15 protein-coding genes are annotated in these 17,824 nt (G+C 72.2%); 10 read left to right on the top strand and 5 right to left on the bottom strand.

The window, feature by feature from the left end; genetic code table 11:
* Positions 1 to 35: 35 nt before the first annotated feature.
* Entirely contained in the window at positions 36 to 2,402 is a 2,367-nt protein-coding gene (locus QP939_RS40950; RefSeq protein ID WP_285451971.1) for a glycoside hydrolase family 2 protein, read from the bottom strand.
* 76 nt (positions 2,403 to 2,478) lie between these two features.
* On the bottom strand, positions 2,479 to 3,516 hold the full coding sequence (locus QP939_RS40945) for a LacI family DNA-binding transcriptional regulator (RefSeq protein ID WP_285451969.1): 1,038 nt from the start codon (positions 3,514 to 3,516) through the stop codon (positions 2,479 to 2,481).
* A gap of 150 nt (positions 3,517 to 3,666) precedes the next feature.
* On the opposite strand from QP939_RS40945, the gene QP939_RS40940 reads away from it, so the two are divergent.
* From QP939_RS40940 to QP939_RS40895, 10 genes are all read left to right on the top strand, one after another.
* Complete coding sequence (locus QP939_RS40940) at positions 3,667 to 5,184, top strand: sugar ABC transporter ATP-binding protein (protein ID WP_285451967.1); 1,518 nt, start codon at positions 3,667 to 3,669, stop codon at positions 5,182 to 5,184.
* Positions 5,181 to 6,221 carry an ABC transporter permease gene (locus QP939_RS40935; protein WP_285451965.1) on the top strand — a complete coding sequence of 347 codons (1,041 nt, stop codon included), beginning with the start codon at positions 5,181 to 5,183 and terminating at the stop codon, positions 6,219 to 6,221. The genes QP939_RS40940 and QP939_RS40935 overlap by 4 nt, the downstream gene beginning before the upstream one ends.
* Complete coding sequence (locus QP939_RS40930; protein WP_285451963.1) at positions 6,214 to 7,215, top strand: ABC transporter permease; 1,002 nt, start codon at positions 6,214 to 6,216, stop codon at positions 7,213 to 7,215. Before QP939_RS40935 ends, QP939_RS40930 begins: the two co-directional genes overlap by 8 nt.
* 5 nt (positions 7,216 to 7,220) lie before the next feature.
* Positions 7,221 to 8,282 carry a rhamnose ABC transporter substrate-binding protein gene (gene rhaS, locus QP939_RS40925; protein WP_285451961.1) on the top strand — a complete coding sequence of 354 codons (1,062 nt, stop codon included), beginning with the start codon at positions 7,221 to 7,223 and terminating at the stop codon, positions 8,280 to 8,282.
* Between the two features lie 55 nt (positions 8,283 to 8,337).
* The gene (locus QP939_RS40920; protein WP_285451959.1) at positions 8,338 to 8,682 is read left to right on the top strand and encodes an L-rhamnose mutarotase; all 345 of its coding nucleotides are present in this window, start codon (positions 8,338 to 8,340) and stop codon (positions 8,680 to 8,682) included.
* Positions 8,679 to 9,854 carry an L-rhamnose isomerase gene (rhaI, locus tag QP939_RS40915; protein ID WP_285451958.1) on the top strand — a complete coding sequence of 392 codons (1,176 nt, stop codon included), beginning with the start codon at positions 8,679 to 8,681 and terminating at the stop codon, positions 9,852 to 9,854. Before QP939_RS40920 ends, rhaI begins: the two co-directional genes overlap by 4 nt.
* A 2-nt stretch (positions 9,855 to 9,856) precedes the next feature.
* A complete protein-coding gene (locus tag QP939_RS40910) occupies positions 9,857 to 11,887 on the top strand; it encodes a bifunctional aldolase/short-chain dehydrogenase (RefSeq protein WP_285451957.1) in 2,031 nt (676 codons plus the stop codon).
* A 10-nt stretch (positions 11,888 to 11,897) separates the two neighbouring features.
* Entirely contained in the window at positions 11,898 to 13,319 is a 1,422-nt protein-coding gene (locus tag QP939_RS40905; protein WP_285451956.1) for an L-fucose/L-arabinose isomerase family protein, read from the top strand.
* 5 nt (positions 13,320 to 13,324) lie between these two features.
* Positions 13,325 to 14,725, top strand: coding sequence for a rhamnulokinase (locus tag QP939_RS40900; RefSeq protein WP_285459959.1), 1,401 nt, complete (start codon positions 13,325 to 13,327; stop codon positions 14,723 to 14,725).
* A 226-nt stretch (positions 14,726 to 14,951) separates the two neighbouring features.
* Entirely contained in the window at positions 14,952 to 15,713 is a 762-nt protein-coding gene (locus QP939_RS40895) for an NPP1 family protein (protein ID WP_285451955.1), read from the top strand.
* Here the strand turns inward: QP939_RS40895 and QP939_RS40890 are convergent.
* From QP939_RS40890 to QP939_RS40880, 3 genes are read right to left on the bottom strand one after another with little or no spacing between them, the layout of a single operon-like run.
* Positions 15,710 to 16,318 (bottom strand): response regulator transcription factor, encoded by a 609-nt coding sequence (locus QP939_RS40890; RefSeq protein WP_285451954.1) that lies wholly within the window; start codon positions 16,316 to 16,318, stop codon positions 15,710 to 15,712. The genes QP939_RS40895 and QP939_RS40890 overlap by 4 nt on opposite strands.
* A complete protein-coding gene (locus QP939_RS40885) occupies positions 16,315 to 17,382 on the bottom strand; it encodes a sensor histidine kinase (protein WP_285451953.1) in 1,068 nt (355 codons plus the stop codon). Before QP939_RS40885 ends, QP939_RS40890 begins: the two co-directional genes overlap by 4 nt.
* A 9-nt stretch (positions 17,383 to 17,391) precedes the next feature.
* Complete coding sequence (locus tag QP939_RS40880; protein ID WP_285451951.1) at positions 17,392 to 17,757, bottom strand: hypothetical protein; 366 nt, start codon at positions 17,755 to 17,757, stop codon at positions 17,392 to 17,394.
* Between the last annotated feature and the right edge of the window lie 67 nt (positions 17,758 to 17,824).

The raw sequence follows: 17,824 nt of genomic DNA, 5'->3' as shown, positions 1-17,824 counted from the left end.
CCGCGGCGGGGCACCGGCACCACGACCCGCAGCCGTCATGAGCGCGACCCGCCCGCCGCGCTCGTCCCGTTCGCCTCGGTCGCGGTGACCGTCGCCGTCGCGACACCCAGCACCTCGTGCCGGGCCGTCAACGTCAGTGTTCCCGTCGGTCCCGCGAACGGCCGCACCCACACCGCCGCCGCGCCGCCCGTCGCCCCCAGGTCCATCACCCGGTCGCCGATCAAGTCGCCCGGGCCCGTCAACGTCAAGCTCACCTCGCCCGTCGCTCCCGCTCGCACCACCCCGAACCGGTCCGTCGCCGCGATCACCACCCGTGTCGCGTCGCTTCCGTCCGCCCTGAGCCGCGTGTCGTCCGGGGTGCAGCTCAGCACGTCCCGGCTCCGGTCGCCGCTGAACCGGCGTGTCACCACCAGCCGCCCGGCCGTGTAGCCGTCGATGCGCAGCTGGGGCCGTTGCCCTCGGCGCACCGTCAAGTCCACCGCGAACGGCGGGTGCGCCAAGTGCGGGAAGTCCGCCCGGCGGCTGCGGGCCTCGCCCACCGGCCGGTCGTCGAGGAACAGCGCCAGCCGGTCGCAGTTCGACCAGATCGTCGCGCCCGGACCCGGGCCCGTCGGCGACGCCGTGAAGTCCCACGCGAAACCCGGCTCCACCACCGCGCAGACGAGCGGGTCGCCCTGCGACGCGTAGAACGCCGCCGCGGGCTTGGGGATCCGGAAGATGTCCGACACCCCCGCGTACTTCGACCCGTCCACCGACCGCTGCCAGCCCGACGGGTAGTCGAACGCGCACCACGCCAGCAGCCCGCAGTACCGGTCGTCGGCCGCGGCCAGGTCGTGGGCCTTCGCGTGCAGCTCCGCTTGGAGCCGGGCCGCCGCCGGGTCGCTCCGGCGGTACGCGCGGGCTCCCGCGAGCGTGCCGATCGACTCCGTCACCAGGTACGGCACCCCCGGGCGCGGTGGGCGCAGCTGGAACGGCGCGCCCCGCCGGGCCGTGTAGTCGTTGTACGCCAAGACTTCGATGTCGTCTCCCGCGTACCGCGCGAGCGTCGTGCTCGCCAGCGCCCCGCTCGTCGGCCGCGACGGGTCCAGCTGCCGGGCCAGCCGCCCGGTCCGGCCGTAAAGCGCCGTCGTGCCGTTCGCCTCGTTCACCCGCGTGCCCCAGATGACGATGCTCGGGTGGTTGCGGTCCCGGGTGATCATCCCCGTGACGTCCCGGAGGTTCTGCTCCTGCCAGACGTCGTCCCCGACCCGGCCCCACCCGGGGATCTCCTCCCAGACCAGCAGCCCCAGCTCGTCGCAGGCGTCGAGGAACGCGCTCGACTGCGGGTAGTGCGAGCAGCGGACCATCGTGCAGTTCAGCTCGCGCCGCAGGATCTCGGCGTCCCGCCGCTGGACGCGGTCCGGCAGCGCGCCGCCCGCGAACGGGTACCACTGGTGCCGGTTGAGGCCGAACAGCTTCAGTCTTCTGCCGTTGAGGAAGAACCCGTCCGGGGTGAACCGCGCCTCGCGGAACCCGGTCCGCACCACCCGCTGGTCCAGCTCCCGCGGCCCGGACCGGAGGCTGACCACGACGTCGCACAGCGCGGGGTCCTCGACGTCCCACAGGCGGACCGCGCCGAGCCCGCCGACGTCGAACTCCACCGTGGTGCCGACCACCGGAGCGGTTGCGCGGGCCAGCTCGCGACCTCCTTGGCGCACCGACGCGGTCACCTCGCCCGTCACGGGCCCGTCGAGGGTGCACGTCAGGTGCAGCGACCGGCCGGGCGAGAGGACGTCGACGGGCCGGGCGAAGACGTCGGCCAGCCGGACCCGCGGCACCGCGCTGATCGCGGCCGGGCGGTAGATCCCGGCGGGCTGGTAGAAGTCGATGACCGACGGGCCCGCACTGCGCGGGAGGTTAGGCGGGACGTCCAGCGCCCACCGCCCGTCGACGACCACGGCGAGGACGTTGTCGCCCTGGACCACCCCGGGCAGCTCGACCTCGAACGGCAGGTACCCGCCCTGGTGGGTGGCGACGAGGCCGCCGTTGAGGTGCACCTCGGCGTTCGTCATGACGCCGTCGAAGCGCGCGACGAAGCGTTCGGCCGCGGTGCCGGTGAAGTGCTTGCGGTAGATCCACCGGTCCTGCCACGAGGACGGCTGCCAGCCGGTCCACGAAAGCGGCGTCACGCAGTGGGGGAGCTGCACCGGGGCGAGGTCGGTCTCGTCGAAGCCGGGTTCGGTGGCGCCGTCGGCGTACCGCCCGAACAACCAGAAATCGCCCAGCCGTCCCCAATCCGGGTCGGGGGAGGCGTTTCCGGCCGACCCCGCGACGACCGCGCCGAGCAGCGCCGCCCCGCTCGCGGCCAGGAACCCGCGCCGGGACAGCCGCGGTTGCGAGTCGGCCCTTTCCGTATCGGCCACTGACGACCTCCGTGCTCGGGCTCCCCGGTGATATCGGTTGTGCTCGTTCAGACGTCACAAACGATCTACGGGTTGCTCAGCGCAGGGTCGATGCCCGAACCACGAGCTCCGGGGTGAACACGACCTGCCGGTGCTCGTGCCCGGTTTCGGTGGTTTCGGCCAGCAGCAGCTCGGCCGCGGTCCGGCCCAGCCGGCGGCGGGGCTGGCGGACCGACGTCAGCGGCACCGCGGCCGCCGCGGCGAACTCGATGTCGTCGTAACCCGCGATCGCCAGGTCCTCCGGGACGCGCATGCGGAGGTTCGCGCACGTCTGCAGGAGGCCGAGGGCGACCAGGTCGTTGGCGCAGAACGCCGCGGTCGGGCGGACCGAGGCGGGCAGCCCGGCGATGCGCTCGCCCGCGCCGCGGCCGTCGGCGACGGTCAGCGCGCTCGTCGTGAGGTCGACGAGGTGGTCCGGGCCGAGCCCGGCGGCCTGCAACGCCCGCAGCGCGCCGAGCCGCCGGTCGCGGACCTGGCCGACGGAGGTGTGGTTGCCGATGAACGCGATCCGCTCGTGGCCCTGCTCGATCAGGTGCCGCACGGCGATCTCGCCGCCGTAGACGTCGTCGACCGCGACCGAGCAGTGCGCGGTGCCGCCGGGCGTCCGGTCGACGACGACCACCGGCGTGCCGCGGTGCGCGATCTCCGCCAGCAGCGGCGCGTCCGGGTCGACCGGCGTGATGAGGATGCCCTGCACGCGCTGCTGTTCGAGGCGCCCGAGGTAGGCCGCCTCCCGCTCGGGCTGGTGCGCGGAGTTGCAGAGGAACAGGGAAAGGTCGCCCGCTTCGGCGGCGTCCTCCATGCCGGCGGCGACGTCGGTGAAGAACGGGTTGCTGCCGTCGAGCATCACGTAGGCCAGCAGCCGGCTGCGCCCGGCCCGCAGCTGCCGCGCGGACTCGTTGCGCACGAACCGGAGTTCGGCCATCGCCGCCTCGACCTTCGCGCGCGTGGCGGGGCTGACGCGGTCGGGCCGGTTCAGCACGTTGGAGACCGTGCCGAGGGAGACGCCCGCGGCGGCCGCGACGTCCTTCATGCCCGCGGCTTTCGGCTCGGCGCCGGACTCCTGGACCGTCATCGGACCCCCTCCTTGAAACGTAACACTGACACGAACTCGTCGGTCGCGAAGCCATTTGGCCACGGTTGTGCGGATGCATTGACTTGTTCTTCGATCGCATAGTAGCGTCACCGCACCAAGTTTGTGAAACCTTTCAATCCGGAGGTCGCGATGACGCGGCAGGACCCGGTCCGGGCTCCTCTGCTGGAGGTGCGCGGCGTGACGAAGTCGTTCGGCGCGGTCGCGGCGGTCGCCGGTGTGAGCTTCGGCCTGCACGCCGGGGAGGCGCACGCGCTCGTCGGGGAAAACGGCGCCGGCAAGTCCACGATCGTCAAGATGCTCGCCGGCGTGCACAAGCCGGACGACGGCACGTTGCTGCTGGACGGCGAGCCGGTGGAGTTCGGCTCCCCGGCCGACGCGAAGGCCGCCGGCATCGCGGTGATCTACCAGGAACCCACGCTGTTCCCCGACTTGAGCGTCGAGGAGAACATCGTGATGGGCCGCCACCCGCGCAAGAGCCTCGGCCGGATCGACCGGGCGGCGATCCGCGCCGAGGCCGAGCGGCTGTTCACCCGCCTGGGCGTCCGGATCGACCCGGGCCGCCCCGCGCGCGGCCTGTCGATCGCCGACCAGCAGATCGTCGAGATCGCCAAGGCGCTCAGCGCCGACGCCCGAGTACTGGTGATGGACGAGCCGACCGCCGCGCTGAGCCAAGTCGAGGTCGAGCGGCTCTTCACCGTGGCGAGGACGCTGCGGAGCGAAGGCGCGGCGATCATGTTCATCTCGCACCGCTTCGAGGAGATCACCGAGCTCTGCCAGCGCGTGACGATCATGCGCGACGGCAAGCACGTCTCCTCCGACGCGATCGAGGACGTCACCGTCGACGAGATGGTCAAGCGCATGGTCGGCCGCGACCTCGACGCGCTGTTCCCCAAGCAGGACGTCGAACCCGGCGCGGTGGTGCTGGAGGTCGAGGGCCTGGCGCGGGAAGGCGTGTTCCGCGACATCTCCTTCTCGGTGCGGGCGGGGGAAATCGTCGCCTTCGCCGGGCTCGTCGGCTCCGGACGGTCCGAAGTGGTCCAAGCCGTGTTCGGAGTGGACGAACGCGACGCCGGGGTCGTGAAGATCGGCGGCAAGAAGCTGAAGGCGCACTCGTCGCGGGCCGCGATGGCCGCCGGGATGGCGCTGGTGCCCGAAGACCGCCGCCAGCAGGGCCTCATCATGGACCTGTCGATCGAGCGGAACGTGACCTTGCCGCGCTCGCGCGCCCTCTCGAAGCTCGGCTTCCTGACCGGCGCGAGCGAACGGCGGGAAGCGCGGCATTGGACCGAGAGGCTGCGCACGAAGTACCGCCGCCTCGCCGACCCCGTCGGCACGCTGTCGGGCGGCAACCAGCAGAAGGTCGTCCTGGCCAAGTGGCTGGCGATGGCGCCGAAGGTGCTGATCGTGGACGAGCCGACGCGCGGGATCGACGTCGGCACCAAGGCCGAGGTGCACCGCCTGATGTCGGCGCTGGCCGCCGAAGGCGTCGCGATCGTCATGGTGTCGTCCGAACTGCCCGAGGTGCTCGGGATGGCCGACCGGGTGCTGGTGATGCGGGAGGGCCGGATCGTGGCCGAGCTCCCGCGCGCCGACGCCACCGAAGACGCCGTGATGTTCGCGGCGATGGGCCAGGGAGCCGCCGCATGACCGTGACCAAGGAGGCGCCGGTGACCGGGGCCGCACCCGTCCACTCCGGACGCTCGTGGACCGCGAACGTGTTCAAGGCGCGCGAATCCGGCATCGTCCTCGCGCTGATCGTGCTGGTCGCGTTCACCGCGACGCAGAACTCCCGGTTCCTGTCCGGGCAGAGCATCCGGGACATCCTGCTCGGCACGGCGATCCTCGCGGTGCTGGCGGTCGGGCAGGCGATCGTGATGATCACCCGCAACATCGACCTTTCGGTCGGCTCGGTGCTGGGCCTGTCGGCGTTCGCCGTCGGCTCCCTGATGCGCGACAACCCCGGGCTGCCGGTGATCGTCGCGCTGCTGGCCGGCCTCGCGGTCGGCGCGGTCTGCGGGCTGATCAACGGGGCGACGGTCCGGTTCGGCCAGGTCCCCGCGCTGGTCGTCACGCTCGGCACGCTCTACGCCTTCCGCGGCGTCAGCTACTTCTGGGCGGGTGGCCAGCAGATCAACGCCGACAAGCTGCCCGCGTCGTTCCTCGAGTTCGGCACGGCGTCGGTGCTCGGCGTGCCGTGGCTGGTGCTGATCGCGGTGCTGGTCCTGGTGGTCGCCGGGATCGTGCTGCGCGGCTACCGGGCCGGGCGGGAGCTGTACGCGATGGGCTCGAGCCCGCAGGCCGCGCAGCTCGCCGGGATCAAGGTGGGCCGCAACACGAGTGTCGCGTTCCTGGTCAGCGGCGCGCTGGCCGGGCTGGCCGGCGTGCTGTTCGCCGCGCGGTTCGGCACGGTCGACGCCGCCGCGGGCACCGGCTACGAGCTCAACGTCGTCGCAGCCGCGGTCGTCGGCGGGGTCGCGGTGTTCGGCGGCAGCGGTTCGGTGTGGGGCGCGGGCCTCGGCGCGCTGCTGCTGACGGTCATCGGCAGCGCGCTGGCCGTGCTCGACATCAACCAGTTCTGGCAGCAGGCGATCGTCGGTGCGCTGATCCTGCTGGCCATCGGTGCCGACCGGCTCGTCGCGGTCCGCGTCGCCAAAGCTCTGAAGAAGAGGGATTCCCATGTCTGACCAAGGGAACCGGCTCGGCAGGCTGCTCAGCTGGGACGCCGCCGTCGTCCTGGTGACGGTGATCGTGCTGATCGTCGCCTCCGGCGCCGTCGAGAACTTCGGCACCAGCCGCAACTTCACGTTCCTGCTGCTCGACCTGCTGCCGATCGCGCTGGTCGCGCTGCCGATGACGTTCATCATCGTGACCGGCGAGATCGACCTGTCGGTGGCGAGCACGCTCGGGCTGACGTCGGCGGTGATGGGGTCGCTGTGGGACGCGGGGATGACGATCGAGACGATCATCCCGCTCTGCGTCGTGCTCGGTGCGATCCTCGGCGCCCTGAACGGCTTCTTCGTCACGGTGCTGAAGCTGCCGTCGCTGGCCGTCACGATCGGCACCCTGGCCCTCTACCGCGGCCTCGCCTTCGTCGTCCTCGGTGACGGCGCGGTCGCCGATTTCCCGCGCGACTACACGACGTGGGTCACCGGGACCATCGGCGACGGCCCGGTCCCGAACGTCCTGGTCCCGCTGGTCGTGGTGGCCCTGATCTTCGGCGTCGTGCTGCACGCGACCCCGATCGGCCGCGGCGTGTTCGCGGCCGGCGCGGGGGAGCAGGCGGCCCGGTTCGCCGGCATCCGCACCGGACGGCTCAAGTTCTGGCTGTACGTCGTCAGCGGCGCGGTCGCCGGCCTGGCCGGTGTCCTGTGGACGCTGCGGTACTCCAGTGCCCGCGCCGACAACGGCTTCGGGCTGGAGCTCGCGGTCGTGGCCGCCGTGCTCCTCGGCGGCGTGTCCATCTTCGGCGGCAAGGGCACGCTGCCCGGCGTGCTCGCCGGGGTGGTCCTGCTGGCCTCGCTGCAGAACGCCCTGCGCCTGCAGGACGTCTCGAACGAGGCGCTCAACATCGTGACCGGCGTGCTCCTCATCGTGTCGGTCCTGCTCCCCAACATCGTGTCCTCGGCCCGCACGGCGCTCCGGCGCCGGCACCGAGCGCCGGTATCCCCAGAAAGGTGACGAAGATGTCCCGACGGTTCCTCACCGGCGCAGTGTCGGCCGGGCTGGTGCTCGTGCTGGCCGCCTGCGGCGGCACGACGAAGAACGACAGCGCGGGCTCCGGTGGCCAGCAGTCCACCGCCGCGGCGAACCCGAACGCCGCGGCCAAGGAGGGCGTCAAGATGGCGTTCCTGCCCAAGCAGCTCAACAACCCCTACAGCGACATCGAGGTCAGCGGCGGCAAGGCGGCGCTCGAAGAGCTGAAGGGCGAGTACAAGCTGGTCGGGCCCAACGACGCGAGCGCGTCGTCGCAGGTCAGCTACATCAACACGCTGATCCAGCAGCAGCAGGACGTGATCGGCATCGCCGCGAACGACCCGAACGCGGTGTGCCCGTCGCTGAACCAGGCGCGCAGTGCCGGCATCAAGGTCGTGGCGTTCGACTCCGACGCGGCCAAGGACTGCCGCGACGTCTTCATCAACCAGGCCACCACCCAGGGCATCGGCGAGGCGCTGGCCAAGCAGGCCAAGGAGCTCTCCGGCGGCTCGGGTGAGATCGCCGTGCTGTCGGCGACGCCGAACGCCACGAACCAGAACGCCTGGATCGAGGTCCTCAAGAAGGAACTCGCCAAGCCGGAGTACTCGGGCCTGAAGCTGGACAAGGTCGCCTACGGCAACGACGACGACCAGAAGTCGTTCCAGGAGGCCCAGGGCCTGCTGCAGTCGTTCCCGAACCTCAAGGTGATCGTGTCGCCGACCACGGTCGGCATCGCGGCCGCCGCGCGGTACGTGAGCTCGTCGAGCTACAAGGGCAAGGTCGCGGTGACCGGCCTCGGCACGCCGAACCAGATGCGCGCGTTCGTCAAGGACGGCACGGTCAAGCAGTTCGCGCTGTGGAACCCGGCCGACATCGGCTACCTGGCCGCCTACGCGGGTGTCGCCCTCAAGTCCGGGCAGATCACCGGCAAGGAAGGCGAGAAGTTCAAGGCGGGCAAGCTCGGCGACTACACGATCGGCGCCAACGGCGAGATCGTCCTCGGCCCGCCGACGACCTTCGACGCCGGCAACATCGACAAGTTCAACTTCTGAGACTCCCGGCCGGGTCGCGGGTCGCGGCCCGGCCGGGCTCCACAAAGGACGGACTGTGCCCCGATACTGCTTCTGCCTCCAGGTGAAGCCCGACCGGATGGCCGAGTACGCGCGGCGGCACCGCGCCGTCTGGCCGGAGATGCGGCAGGCGCTGCACGACACCGGCTGGCGGAACTATTCGCTGTTCCTGCGCGAGGACGGCCTGCTGATCGGCTACGTCGAGGCCGACGACCTCGACGCCGCGCAGGCGGCGATGGCGAAGACCGAGGTCAACGCCCGCTGGCAGGCGGAGATGGCGGAGTTCTTCACCGGCCTCGACGGCGGCCCGCCCGATGAAGGCTTCCAGCTCCTGCACGAGGTCTTCCACCTCGAACCCCCCACCGTCGCGGAAGGACAGTGATCGCCGTGGGCGACTTGACGGCCGTCAAACAGGCTCTGCGGGCACAGCGGATCGAGACGCCGTCGTGGGCGTACGCGAACTCCGGCACCCGGTTCAAGGTGTTCCCGCAGCCCGGGGTGCCGCGCACCCCGGAGGAGAAGATCGCGGACGCCGCGACCGTGCACCGGTTCACCGGGGTGGCGCCGAGCGTGGCCCTGCACATCCCGTGGGACCGGGTCGACGACTACGGCGCCTTGACCGCGTACGCGCGTGACCTGGGTGTCGAGATCGGCGCGATCAACACGAACGTGTTCCAGGACGAGGACTACAAGCTGGGTTCGGTGACGAACCCGGACCCCGGCATCCGGCGCAAGGCGACCGACCACCTGCTCGAGGCGATCTCGATCATGGACGCCACCGGGTCGCGGGACCTGAAGCTGTGGTTCTCCGACGGCATCAACTACCCGGGCCAGGACGACATCCGCGACCGGCAGGACCGCCTGGCCGCGGCGTTGAAGGAAACGTACGACCGGCTCGGCCCGGACCAGCGGATGCTGCTGGAGTACAAGCTGTTCGAGCCCGCGTTCTACGCGACCGACGTCCCGGACTGGGGAACCTCGTACGCGCACTGCGTCGAGCTGGGCGAGAAGGCGACCGTGTGCATCGACACCGGCCACCACGCCCCGGGCACGAACATCGAGTTCATCGTGGCGTTCCTGCTGCGGGCCGGGAAGCTGGGCGCGTTCGACTTCAACTCCCGCTTCTACGCCGACGACGACCTGATGGTCGGGGCGGCGGACCCGTTCCAGCTGTTCCGGATCATGTACGAGATCGTGCGCGGCGAAGCGCTGGACCCGTCCTACGGGATCGCGTTCATGCTCGACCAGTGCCACAACATCGAGGCGAAGATCCCGGCGATCATCCGGTCGGTGATGAACGTCCAGGAGGCCACGGCCAAGGCACTGCTGGTGGACCGCACGGCGTTGCGGGCGGCGCAGCAGGCGGGTGACGTGCTCGGCGCGAACGCCGTGCTGATGGACGCCTACAACACCGACGTCCGGCCGTTGCTGGCGGAGCTGCGCGAGGAGGCCGGGCTGGACCCGGACCCGGTCGCGGCCTACCACCGCAGCGGGTACCAGGAGAAGATCGTGGCCGAGCGGGCCGGTGGCACGCAGGCCGGATGGGGAGCATGAGCATGACCGTGCCCGAGGAACTCGTCGCGCGCAGCAACGCGCTCGGCGCCGACCCGCGCAACACGAACTACGCCGGCGGCAACACCTCCGCCAAGGGCGAGGTGACCGACCCCGTCACGGCCGAGCCGGTGGAACTGCTGTGGGTCAAGGGCTCCGGCGGTGACCTGGGGACGCTGACCGAGGCCGGGCTGGCGGTGCTGCGGCTGGACCGGCTGCGGTCCCTGGTGGACGTCTACCCGGGTGTCGAGCGCGAAGACGAGATGGTCGCCGCGTTCGACTACTGCCTACACGGCCGCGGTGGCGCCGCCCCGTCGATCGACACCGCGATGCACGGTCTCGTGGAGGCCGCGCACGTCGACCACCTGCACCCGGACTCGGGGATCGCACTGGCCACGGCGGCCGACGGGGCCGCGTTGACCAAGGAGTGCTTCGGCGACCGCGTCGCGTGGGTCGACTGGCGGCGGCCCGGGTTCCAGCTGGGCCTGGACATCGCCGCGGTCAAGGCGGCGAACCCGCAGGCGATCGGCGTGATCCTCGGCGGGCACGGCATCACCGCGTGGGGCGCGACGTCGGAGGAGTGCCAGCGCAACTCCCTCGACATCATCCGGACGGCGGAGAAGTTCCTCGCCGAGCGCGGCAAGGCCGAGCCGTTCGGCGCCGTGGTCGCGGGCTTCGAAGCCCTCCCCGAAGCCGAGCGGCACGCCCGTGCCGCCGCGCTGGCCCCGGTGGTCCGCGGGCTGGCCTCGACCGACCAGCGGCAGGTCGGGCACTACACCGACAGCGACGTCGTGCTCGAGTTCCTGGCCCGGGAGAAGCTGGCCCCGCTGGCCGCCCTGGGCACGTCGTGCCCGGACCACTTCCTGCGCACCAAGGTCCGGCCCCTGGTCGTCGACCTGCCCGCGACCGCACCGCTCGAGGACGTCGTCGCGCGGCTGAAGGAACTGCACGCCGAATACCGCGACGAGTACCGCGCTTACTACGAGCGTTACGCGACGCCGGAGTCCCCGGCGATGCGGGGCGCGGACCCGGCGATCGTGCTGGTGCCCGGGGTCGGGATGTTCTCCTTCGGCAAGGACAAGCAGACCGCGCGCGTCGCGGGGGAGTTCTACGTCAACGCCATCAACGTCATGCGCGGCGCCGAAGCCGTCTCGACCTACGCACCGATCGCCGAAAGCGAGAAGTTCCGGATCGAGTACTGGGCCCTCGAAGAGGCCAAGCTGCAGCGGATGCCGAAGCCCAAGCCCCTGGCCGGGCGGATCGCGCTGGTGACCGGCGCGGCGTCCGGGATCGGCAAGGCCATCGCCGAGCGGCTGGCCGCGGAAGGCGCGTGCGTCGCCATCGCGGACCTCAACGCCGAGGCGGCCCAGGCCACCGCGACCGGCATCGGCGGGCCGGACAAAGCCGTCGCCGTCGCCGCGGACGTCACCGACGCCGAGGCCGTGCAGGCGGCGATCGACGCGACCGTGCTCGCCTTCGGCGGCGTCGACCTGGTCGTGAACAACGCCGGGCTGTCGATCTCGAAGCCGCTGCTGGAGACCACCGAACGCGACTGGGACCTGCAGCACGACGTGATGGCCAAGGGCTCGTTCCTGGTCGCGCGGGCGGCGGCGAAGGCGATGGTCGACCAGGGCATCGGTGGCGACATCGTCTACATCTCGTCGAAGAACTCGGTGTTCGCGGGCCCGAACAACGTCGCCTACGGCGCCGCCAAGGCCGACCAGGCCCACCAGGTGCGGCTGCTGGCCGCCGAGCTGGGCGGGCACGGCATCCGGGTCAACGGCGTCAACCCCGACGGCGTCGTCCAGGGCTCGGGCATCTTCGCCGGCGGCTGGGGCGCCCAGCGCGCCGCGGTCTACGGCGTGCCCGAGGAGAAGCTGGGCGAGTTCTATGCCCAGCGCACCATCCTCAAGCGCGAGGTGCTGCCCGAGCACGTCGCCGCCGCCGTGTTCGCGCTCACCGGCGGCGACCTCACCCACACCACCGGCCTCCACGTCCCCGTGGACGCCGGGGTGGCCGCCGCGTTCCTGCGCTGAAGGAGGACCGATGACCCTCGACCGCATCACCCCGCGCCGCACGCGCGTCGGCCTCGTCTCCGGCGGGCTCGGCGCGTACTGGCCGCAGTTCCCGGCGCTGCTGCCGCAGCTGGAGGCCTCCGCGCGGCGGGTCGCCGAGCGACTGTCCGGAATGGACTGCGAGGTCGTCGACGCGGGGTTCGTCTCCGACGCCCAGGAGGGGGCGGCCGCCGCGGAGAAGCTGCGCGTCGCCGGGTGCGACCTGATCATCGGCTTCCTCACGACGTACTTGACGTCGAGCATGCTGGCCCCGGTCGCGCAGCGGTCGGGCGCACCGGTCCTGCTGCTCAACCTGCAGCCCACCGAGGTGATGGACCACGAGACCTTCGACACCGGCGCGTGGCTGGCCTACTGCGGGGCCTGCCCGCTGCCGGAGATGGCCAACGCGTTCCGCCGCGTCGGCGTCGAGTTCCGCTCAGTGTCCGGTTACCTCGAAGACGAGCGGGCCTGGACGCGCATCGAGCGGTGGATCAAGGCGGCCGGGGTGCGGGCGGCGCTGCGGCACGGGCGCCACGGCCTGCTCGGGCACCTCTACCCGGGCATGATGGACGTCTCGACCGACCCGACCCTGGTGTCCGCGCAGCTCGGCGGGCACGTCGAGATCCTCGAGGTCGACGACCTGCGCGTGCGCGTGGAGAAGGTCAACGACGCCGAAACCGAGGCACGCGTCGCCTTGGCACGCGAAGTGTTCACTGTGGACGAGTCCGTGGTGGACGAAGACTTCGCGTGGGGCGCGCGGGTGTCGGTCGCGCTGGACCGGCTCGTCGAGGACTTCTCGCTCGACTCGCTGGCCTACTACCACCGCGGCCTCGACGGCGAGACGCACGAACGCGTCGGCGCCGGGTTCATCCTCGGCGCGTCCCTGCTGACCGCGCGGGGAATCCCGGCGGTCGGGGAGTACGAGCTCCGGACGTCGCTGGCGATGCTGGTCATGGACCGCCTCGGCGCGGGCGGCTCGTTCACCGAGCTGCAGGCGCTGAACTTCCGCGACAACGTCGTCGAAATGGGGCACGACGGCCCGGCGCACCTCGGGATCAGCGCTCGCAAGCCGCTGCTGCGCGGCCTGGGCGTCTACCACGGCAAGCGGGGCTGGGGCGTGTCCGTCGAGTTCGACGTCAAGCACGGGCCGGTGACGCTGTGCGGGCTCGGCCAGCGCCGCGACGGGACGTTCACGCTCATCGCGTCGGAGGGCACGGTCGTGCCGGGTCCGCTGCTGCGGATCGGCAACACGACCTCCCGCGTCGACTTCGGGTGCGACCCGGGGGAGTGGACCGACGCGTGGTCGGCCAGCGGCATCGCGCACCACTGGGCGCTGGGCACCGGCCACCGCGTCGCCGAGCTGACCGCGGTCGCGGACCTGCTCGGCCTGGAGCTGACCGTGGTGCGCGCGTGACGCGGGTGGCGGCGGTCGACCTCGGCGCGTCCAGCGGGCGCGTGATGGCCGGGACGGTCGGGCCGTCGACGCTCGCCCTGGAAGAGGTGCGGCGGTTCCCGAACGGCGGCGTCCGCGCGGGACCGGCGTTGTACTGGGACGTGCTGGGCCTCTACCGCGAGACCCTGGCCGGGATCCGGGAGGCCGGTCCGCTCGACGGCGTCGGCATCGATTCGTGGGCCGTCGACTACGGGCTCCTGGACGAGCGCGGTGCGCTGCTCGGCAACCCCGTGCACTACCGCGACACGCGCACCGAGGGCGTGCCCGCGCAGGTCGGGGCGAAGGTTTCGGCGCGGGAGCTCTACGACGTCACCGGGTTGCAGCAGCTGCCGTTCAACACGCTCTACCAGCTGGTGGCCGAGGGCGACCGGCTCGACGCCGCGGACACGCTGCTGCTGATCCCGGACCTGCTCACCTACTGGCTGACCGGCGAAATCGGCGCCGAGCGGACGAACGCGTCGACCACGCAGCTCTACGACGTCCGCGCCCGGACGTGGGCCGTCGACCTCGCCACGCGCGTCGGCATCCCGCCGCGGCTGCTGCCACCGCTGCGCGATCCCGGCACCGTGGTCGGCCCGGCGCGCGAGCTGTCCGGGCTGCCGGTGGTCGCGGTCGGCTCGCACGACACGGCGTCCGCCGTGGCCGCGGTCCCCGCCGAGCCGGGGACGAACTTCGCCTACATCTCCTCGGGCACGTGGTCGCTCGCCGGGCTGGAGCTGACCTCGCCGGAGCTGAGTGACGCCGCGCTCGCCGCGAACTTCACCAACGAAGGCGGCGTCGACGGGACGATCCGGTTCCTGCGCAACGTGATGGGTCTCTGGGTGCTCTCGGAGACCCTGCGGACGTGGTCCACATCGGACCTTCCGGGCTTGCTCGCGGCGGCGGCCGCGTCGCGCGGGCTGGCCGCGGTCGTCGACATCGACGCCCCGGAGTTCCTGGCGCCGGGCGACATGCCGGCGCGCATCGTGGCGGCCTGCCGGGCCACGGGCCAGCGGCCGCCGGAAGGCCGGGCAGCGGTGGTCCGGTGCATCGTGGACAGCCTGGCGCTGGCCCACCGGCGGGCGATCCGGGAGGCGGCCTCGTTGAGCGGCCGCGCGGTCGACGTCGTCCACATCGTCGGCGGCGGCGCGCGCAACGAACTGTTGTGCCGGCTGACGGCGGACGCGTGCGGGGTGCCGGTGCTGGCCGGGCCGGTCGAGGCGGCCGCGCTGGGGAACGTGCTGGTGCAGGCCCGGGCGCTGGGGGAGGACCTACCGGACCTGGCCGCGATGCGGGCGCTGGTGCGCGAGACCCACGAAGTCCGGCGGTACGAGCCGTCCGGTGCCGGCGACTGGACGGCGGCCGAGGCCCGGCTGGCCGGCGGCTGAAGGGGACTTTCATCGCATGTGGTGAGCGGAAAGTCCCCTTCAGCGCATCAGATGAGACGAACGTCCCCTTCAGCGCGCGCGGAGCGTGGGTGCCGCTCAGCGGGGCGGGTTGCGCGTTCGTCCTCCGGCGGGGGTGGCGGTCGGGCACACTCCCGGCACCCCGGTTGCGGCCCCCCGGCAGGCCCTCGACCGTGGGAGCAGACCACCGACCGAGGGAGAAACCGCGATGGCGCACCGCACCCGCACGCTGGCCGCCGCTGCCGCCGGCGCGCTGGCCCTGTCCCTCGCCGCCCCGGCGACCGCCTTCGCCGACCCGCCCGGCGCCTTGCCCGGCAACGCACCCGACTTCGAAAAGACGTTCCAGCCCGCCTTCGACTACGACAAGGACGGCTGCTACCCGACCCCGGCGATCGGCCCGGACGGCACGATCGCCCCGGGCCTGTCCCTCGGCGGGGACACCAACGGCCACTGCCGCGACTCCTGGGACCTCGACAACACCAACTCGTACGCGCGCGAGAAGTGCGACAACGGCTGGTGCGCGGTCATGTACACGCTCTACTTCGAGAAGGACCAGGCGTCGCTCGGCCCGGGCAGCGCCGGTCACCGCCACGACTGGGAGCACGTCGTCGTGTGGGTCAAGGACAACCAGGTCGAGTACGTGGCGACGTCGCAGCACGGCGGCTTCGCGGTGCACGACCGGGCGAGCCTGCGCTTCGACGGCACGCACGCGAAGGTCGTCTACCACAAGGACGGCGGCTCGACGCACTGCTTCCGCGCGGCCAACGGCAACGACGACCCGCCGGAGAACCACCAGGGCGCCTGGCAGTACCCGACGCTGGTCGGGTGGGACGGCTACCCGGCCGGGATCCGCGACAAGCTGACCCAGGCGGACTTCGGCAGCGCGACCTTCGGCATCAAGGACGGCTCGTTCACCTACAACCTGGGCAAGGCGAAGCCGGGCGGCATCCCGTTCGACGAGAACGCCTAGAGCCAGCCGCGGTCGTCGGCGATCCGCACCGCCTCGACGCGGTTGCGCGCGCCGGTCTTGGTGATCGCCGCGGAGACGTAGTTGCGGACCGTGCCTTCCGAAAGGTAGAGGCGGGACGCGATCTCGGCGATCGTGGCGCCGGTCCGGGCGGTGATGAGCACGTCCCGTTCGCGCGCGGTCAGCGGCGACTCGCCCGCGGCGAGGGTGGCGACGGCGAGCGCCGGGTCGACCACTCGCTCGCCGTCGCGGACCCGGCGGATCGCGTCGGCGAGGACGTCGGCAGGGGCGTCCTTCACCACGAACCCCGCCGCGCCCGCTTCCATGGCGCGGCGGAGGTACCCGGCGCGGCCGAACGTCGTGAGCATGACGACGCGGCAGTCCGGCACCTGCGCGGCGAGCACCGCGGCGGCCGCGAGCCCGTCGAGGCCGGGCATCTCGATGTCGAGCAGGGCGACGTCGGGGCGGTGTTCGCGGGCCGCGGCGACGACCTCGTCCCCGCGGCCGACCGAGGCGACCACCTCGAAGTCGTCCTCGAGCGCGAGCAGCGCGCACAGCGCCTGGCGGACCAGCTCCTGGTCGTCGGCGAGCAGCAGGCGGATGGTCATACCGTCACCCGCAGCCGCCAGCCTCGTGGCCGCACCGGTCCGGCCTCGAGCCGTCCGGCGGCAGCTTCGACGCGCTCGCGCAGCCCCGCCAGCCCAGAACCCGGACTCGCCGTCCCGCCGATGCCATCGTCGACAACCTCCACAGTGGACGCCGAGAGCGTCACGGCGCAGCGCGTCGCGCGGGCGTGCCGGGCCACGTTCGTGAGTCCTTCCCGCACCACCCAGCCGAACAGCTCCTGGTGCGCGGGCCCGACGACGTCGGTGGCCGTCGGCAGGTCGGCCGCGACCCCGCACGCGCGCAGCAGTTCGCGGCCGCGGGCCAGTTCCCCCGCCAGCGTGACTTCGCGGTAGCCCGACACGGCGGCCCGGACGTCGGTCAACGCCTGGCGCGCCAGCGTCTCGACCGCGCTCATCTCTGCTCCAGCCCGCTCGCCGTCTGTGGTGACCAGCCGCCGGGCCAGGGTGCTCTTGACCGTGATCGCGGTGAGCGAGTGGCCGAGCAGGTCGTGCAGGTCACGGGCGATCCGGGTGCGTTCGGCCTCCGACGCCAGCCGGACGACCTCGGCGCGGGCCTCGACCAGCGCGGTGTTGGCCCGGATCGCCTCGGCGAAGGCCGAGACCATGAGGACGGTGAACACGAGCGCCACCGCCTGCGTCCAGCCCGGCCCGTCCGGCCAGGGCACGAGCACGGCGGCGAGCGCGGGCACGGCCACCAGGACGACGGCGAAGCGCCGGGGGAGCCGCGGCACGGCGAGGGAAAGGACGACGGCAGCGAGGAAGAAGGCGTCGGCGTGCGCGGCCGGGATCGCGGCGAGGAACAGCACGGCGCAGCCACCGACCAGCAGCCAGAACAGCCGCGCGGCCCGGCGAGCCGCCGCGGCCGCGGCGAGGAGGTAACCGACGGCGAACGCGCCCACGACCACGCAACCCACCACGGCGGTGGGCCCCGTCGCGTGCTGGAGGACGGCCGCCACGGTCACCGCGGGGTAGACGAGCAGGCCCGCGTCGAGCAGCCGCAGCCGCCAGCCGCGCACCCAGCGCTGCACATCGCTCGTCCGATCCACGTTCGAACGCTACCGCGAACGACGGCCGTTGATCAGCACCGTGACGCCGAGCAGCAGCAGCCCGCAGACGGCCTGCTCGACCCGCAGCCACACCGGGAACAACCCGGGCAACGCGACGATGACGACGATCGCCACGAGCATCACCGCCGAGACGATCCGCAGCCGCAGCAGCCCTTTCCGCGATCCCCGGGCGGCACTGCGGGCGAAGGCGAATGTCAGGAGCGAGCTGCCGACGACGATCGTGGCCCGCACCCAGACCGCGTCGGTCACCATCGCGGGGTGGTTCCGGAACAGGACGATGACGACGAGGGTGAGCACGGAAAGCGCGGCGTAGGTCCCGGTGAGCAGCAGCACCGGGCGGGTCGTGGTGGTCATGCCGGAAATGCTCGTCACCCGGGCCCGTGGGCGGCAGTGCCGTCCCGCACCGGCCACCCGTGACATT

Origin of the sequence: Amycolatopsis nalaikhensis, from assembly GCF_030264295.1 — a bacterium.
Lineage (GTDB): Bacteria > Actinomycetota > Actinomycetes > Mycobacteriales > Pseudonocardiaceae > Amycolatopsis > Amycolatopsis nalaikhensis.
This window is presented reverse-complemented; position numbering and strand designations above follow the sequence as displayed.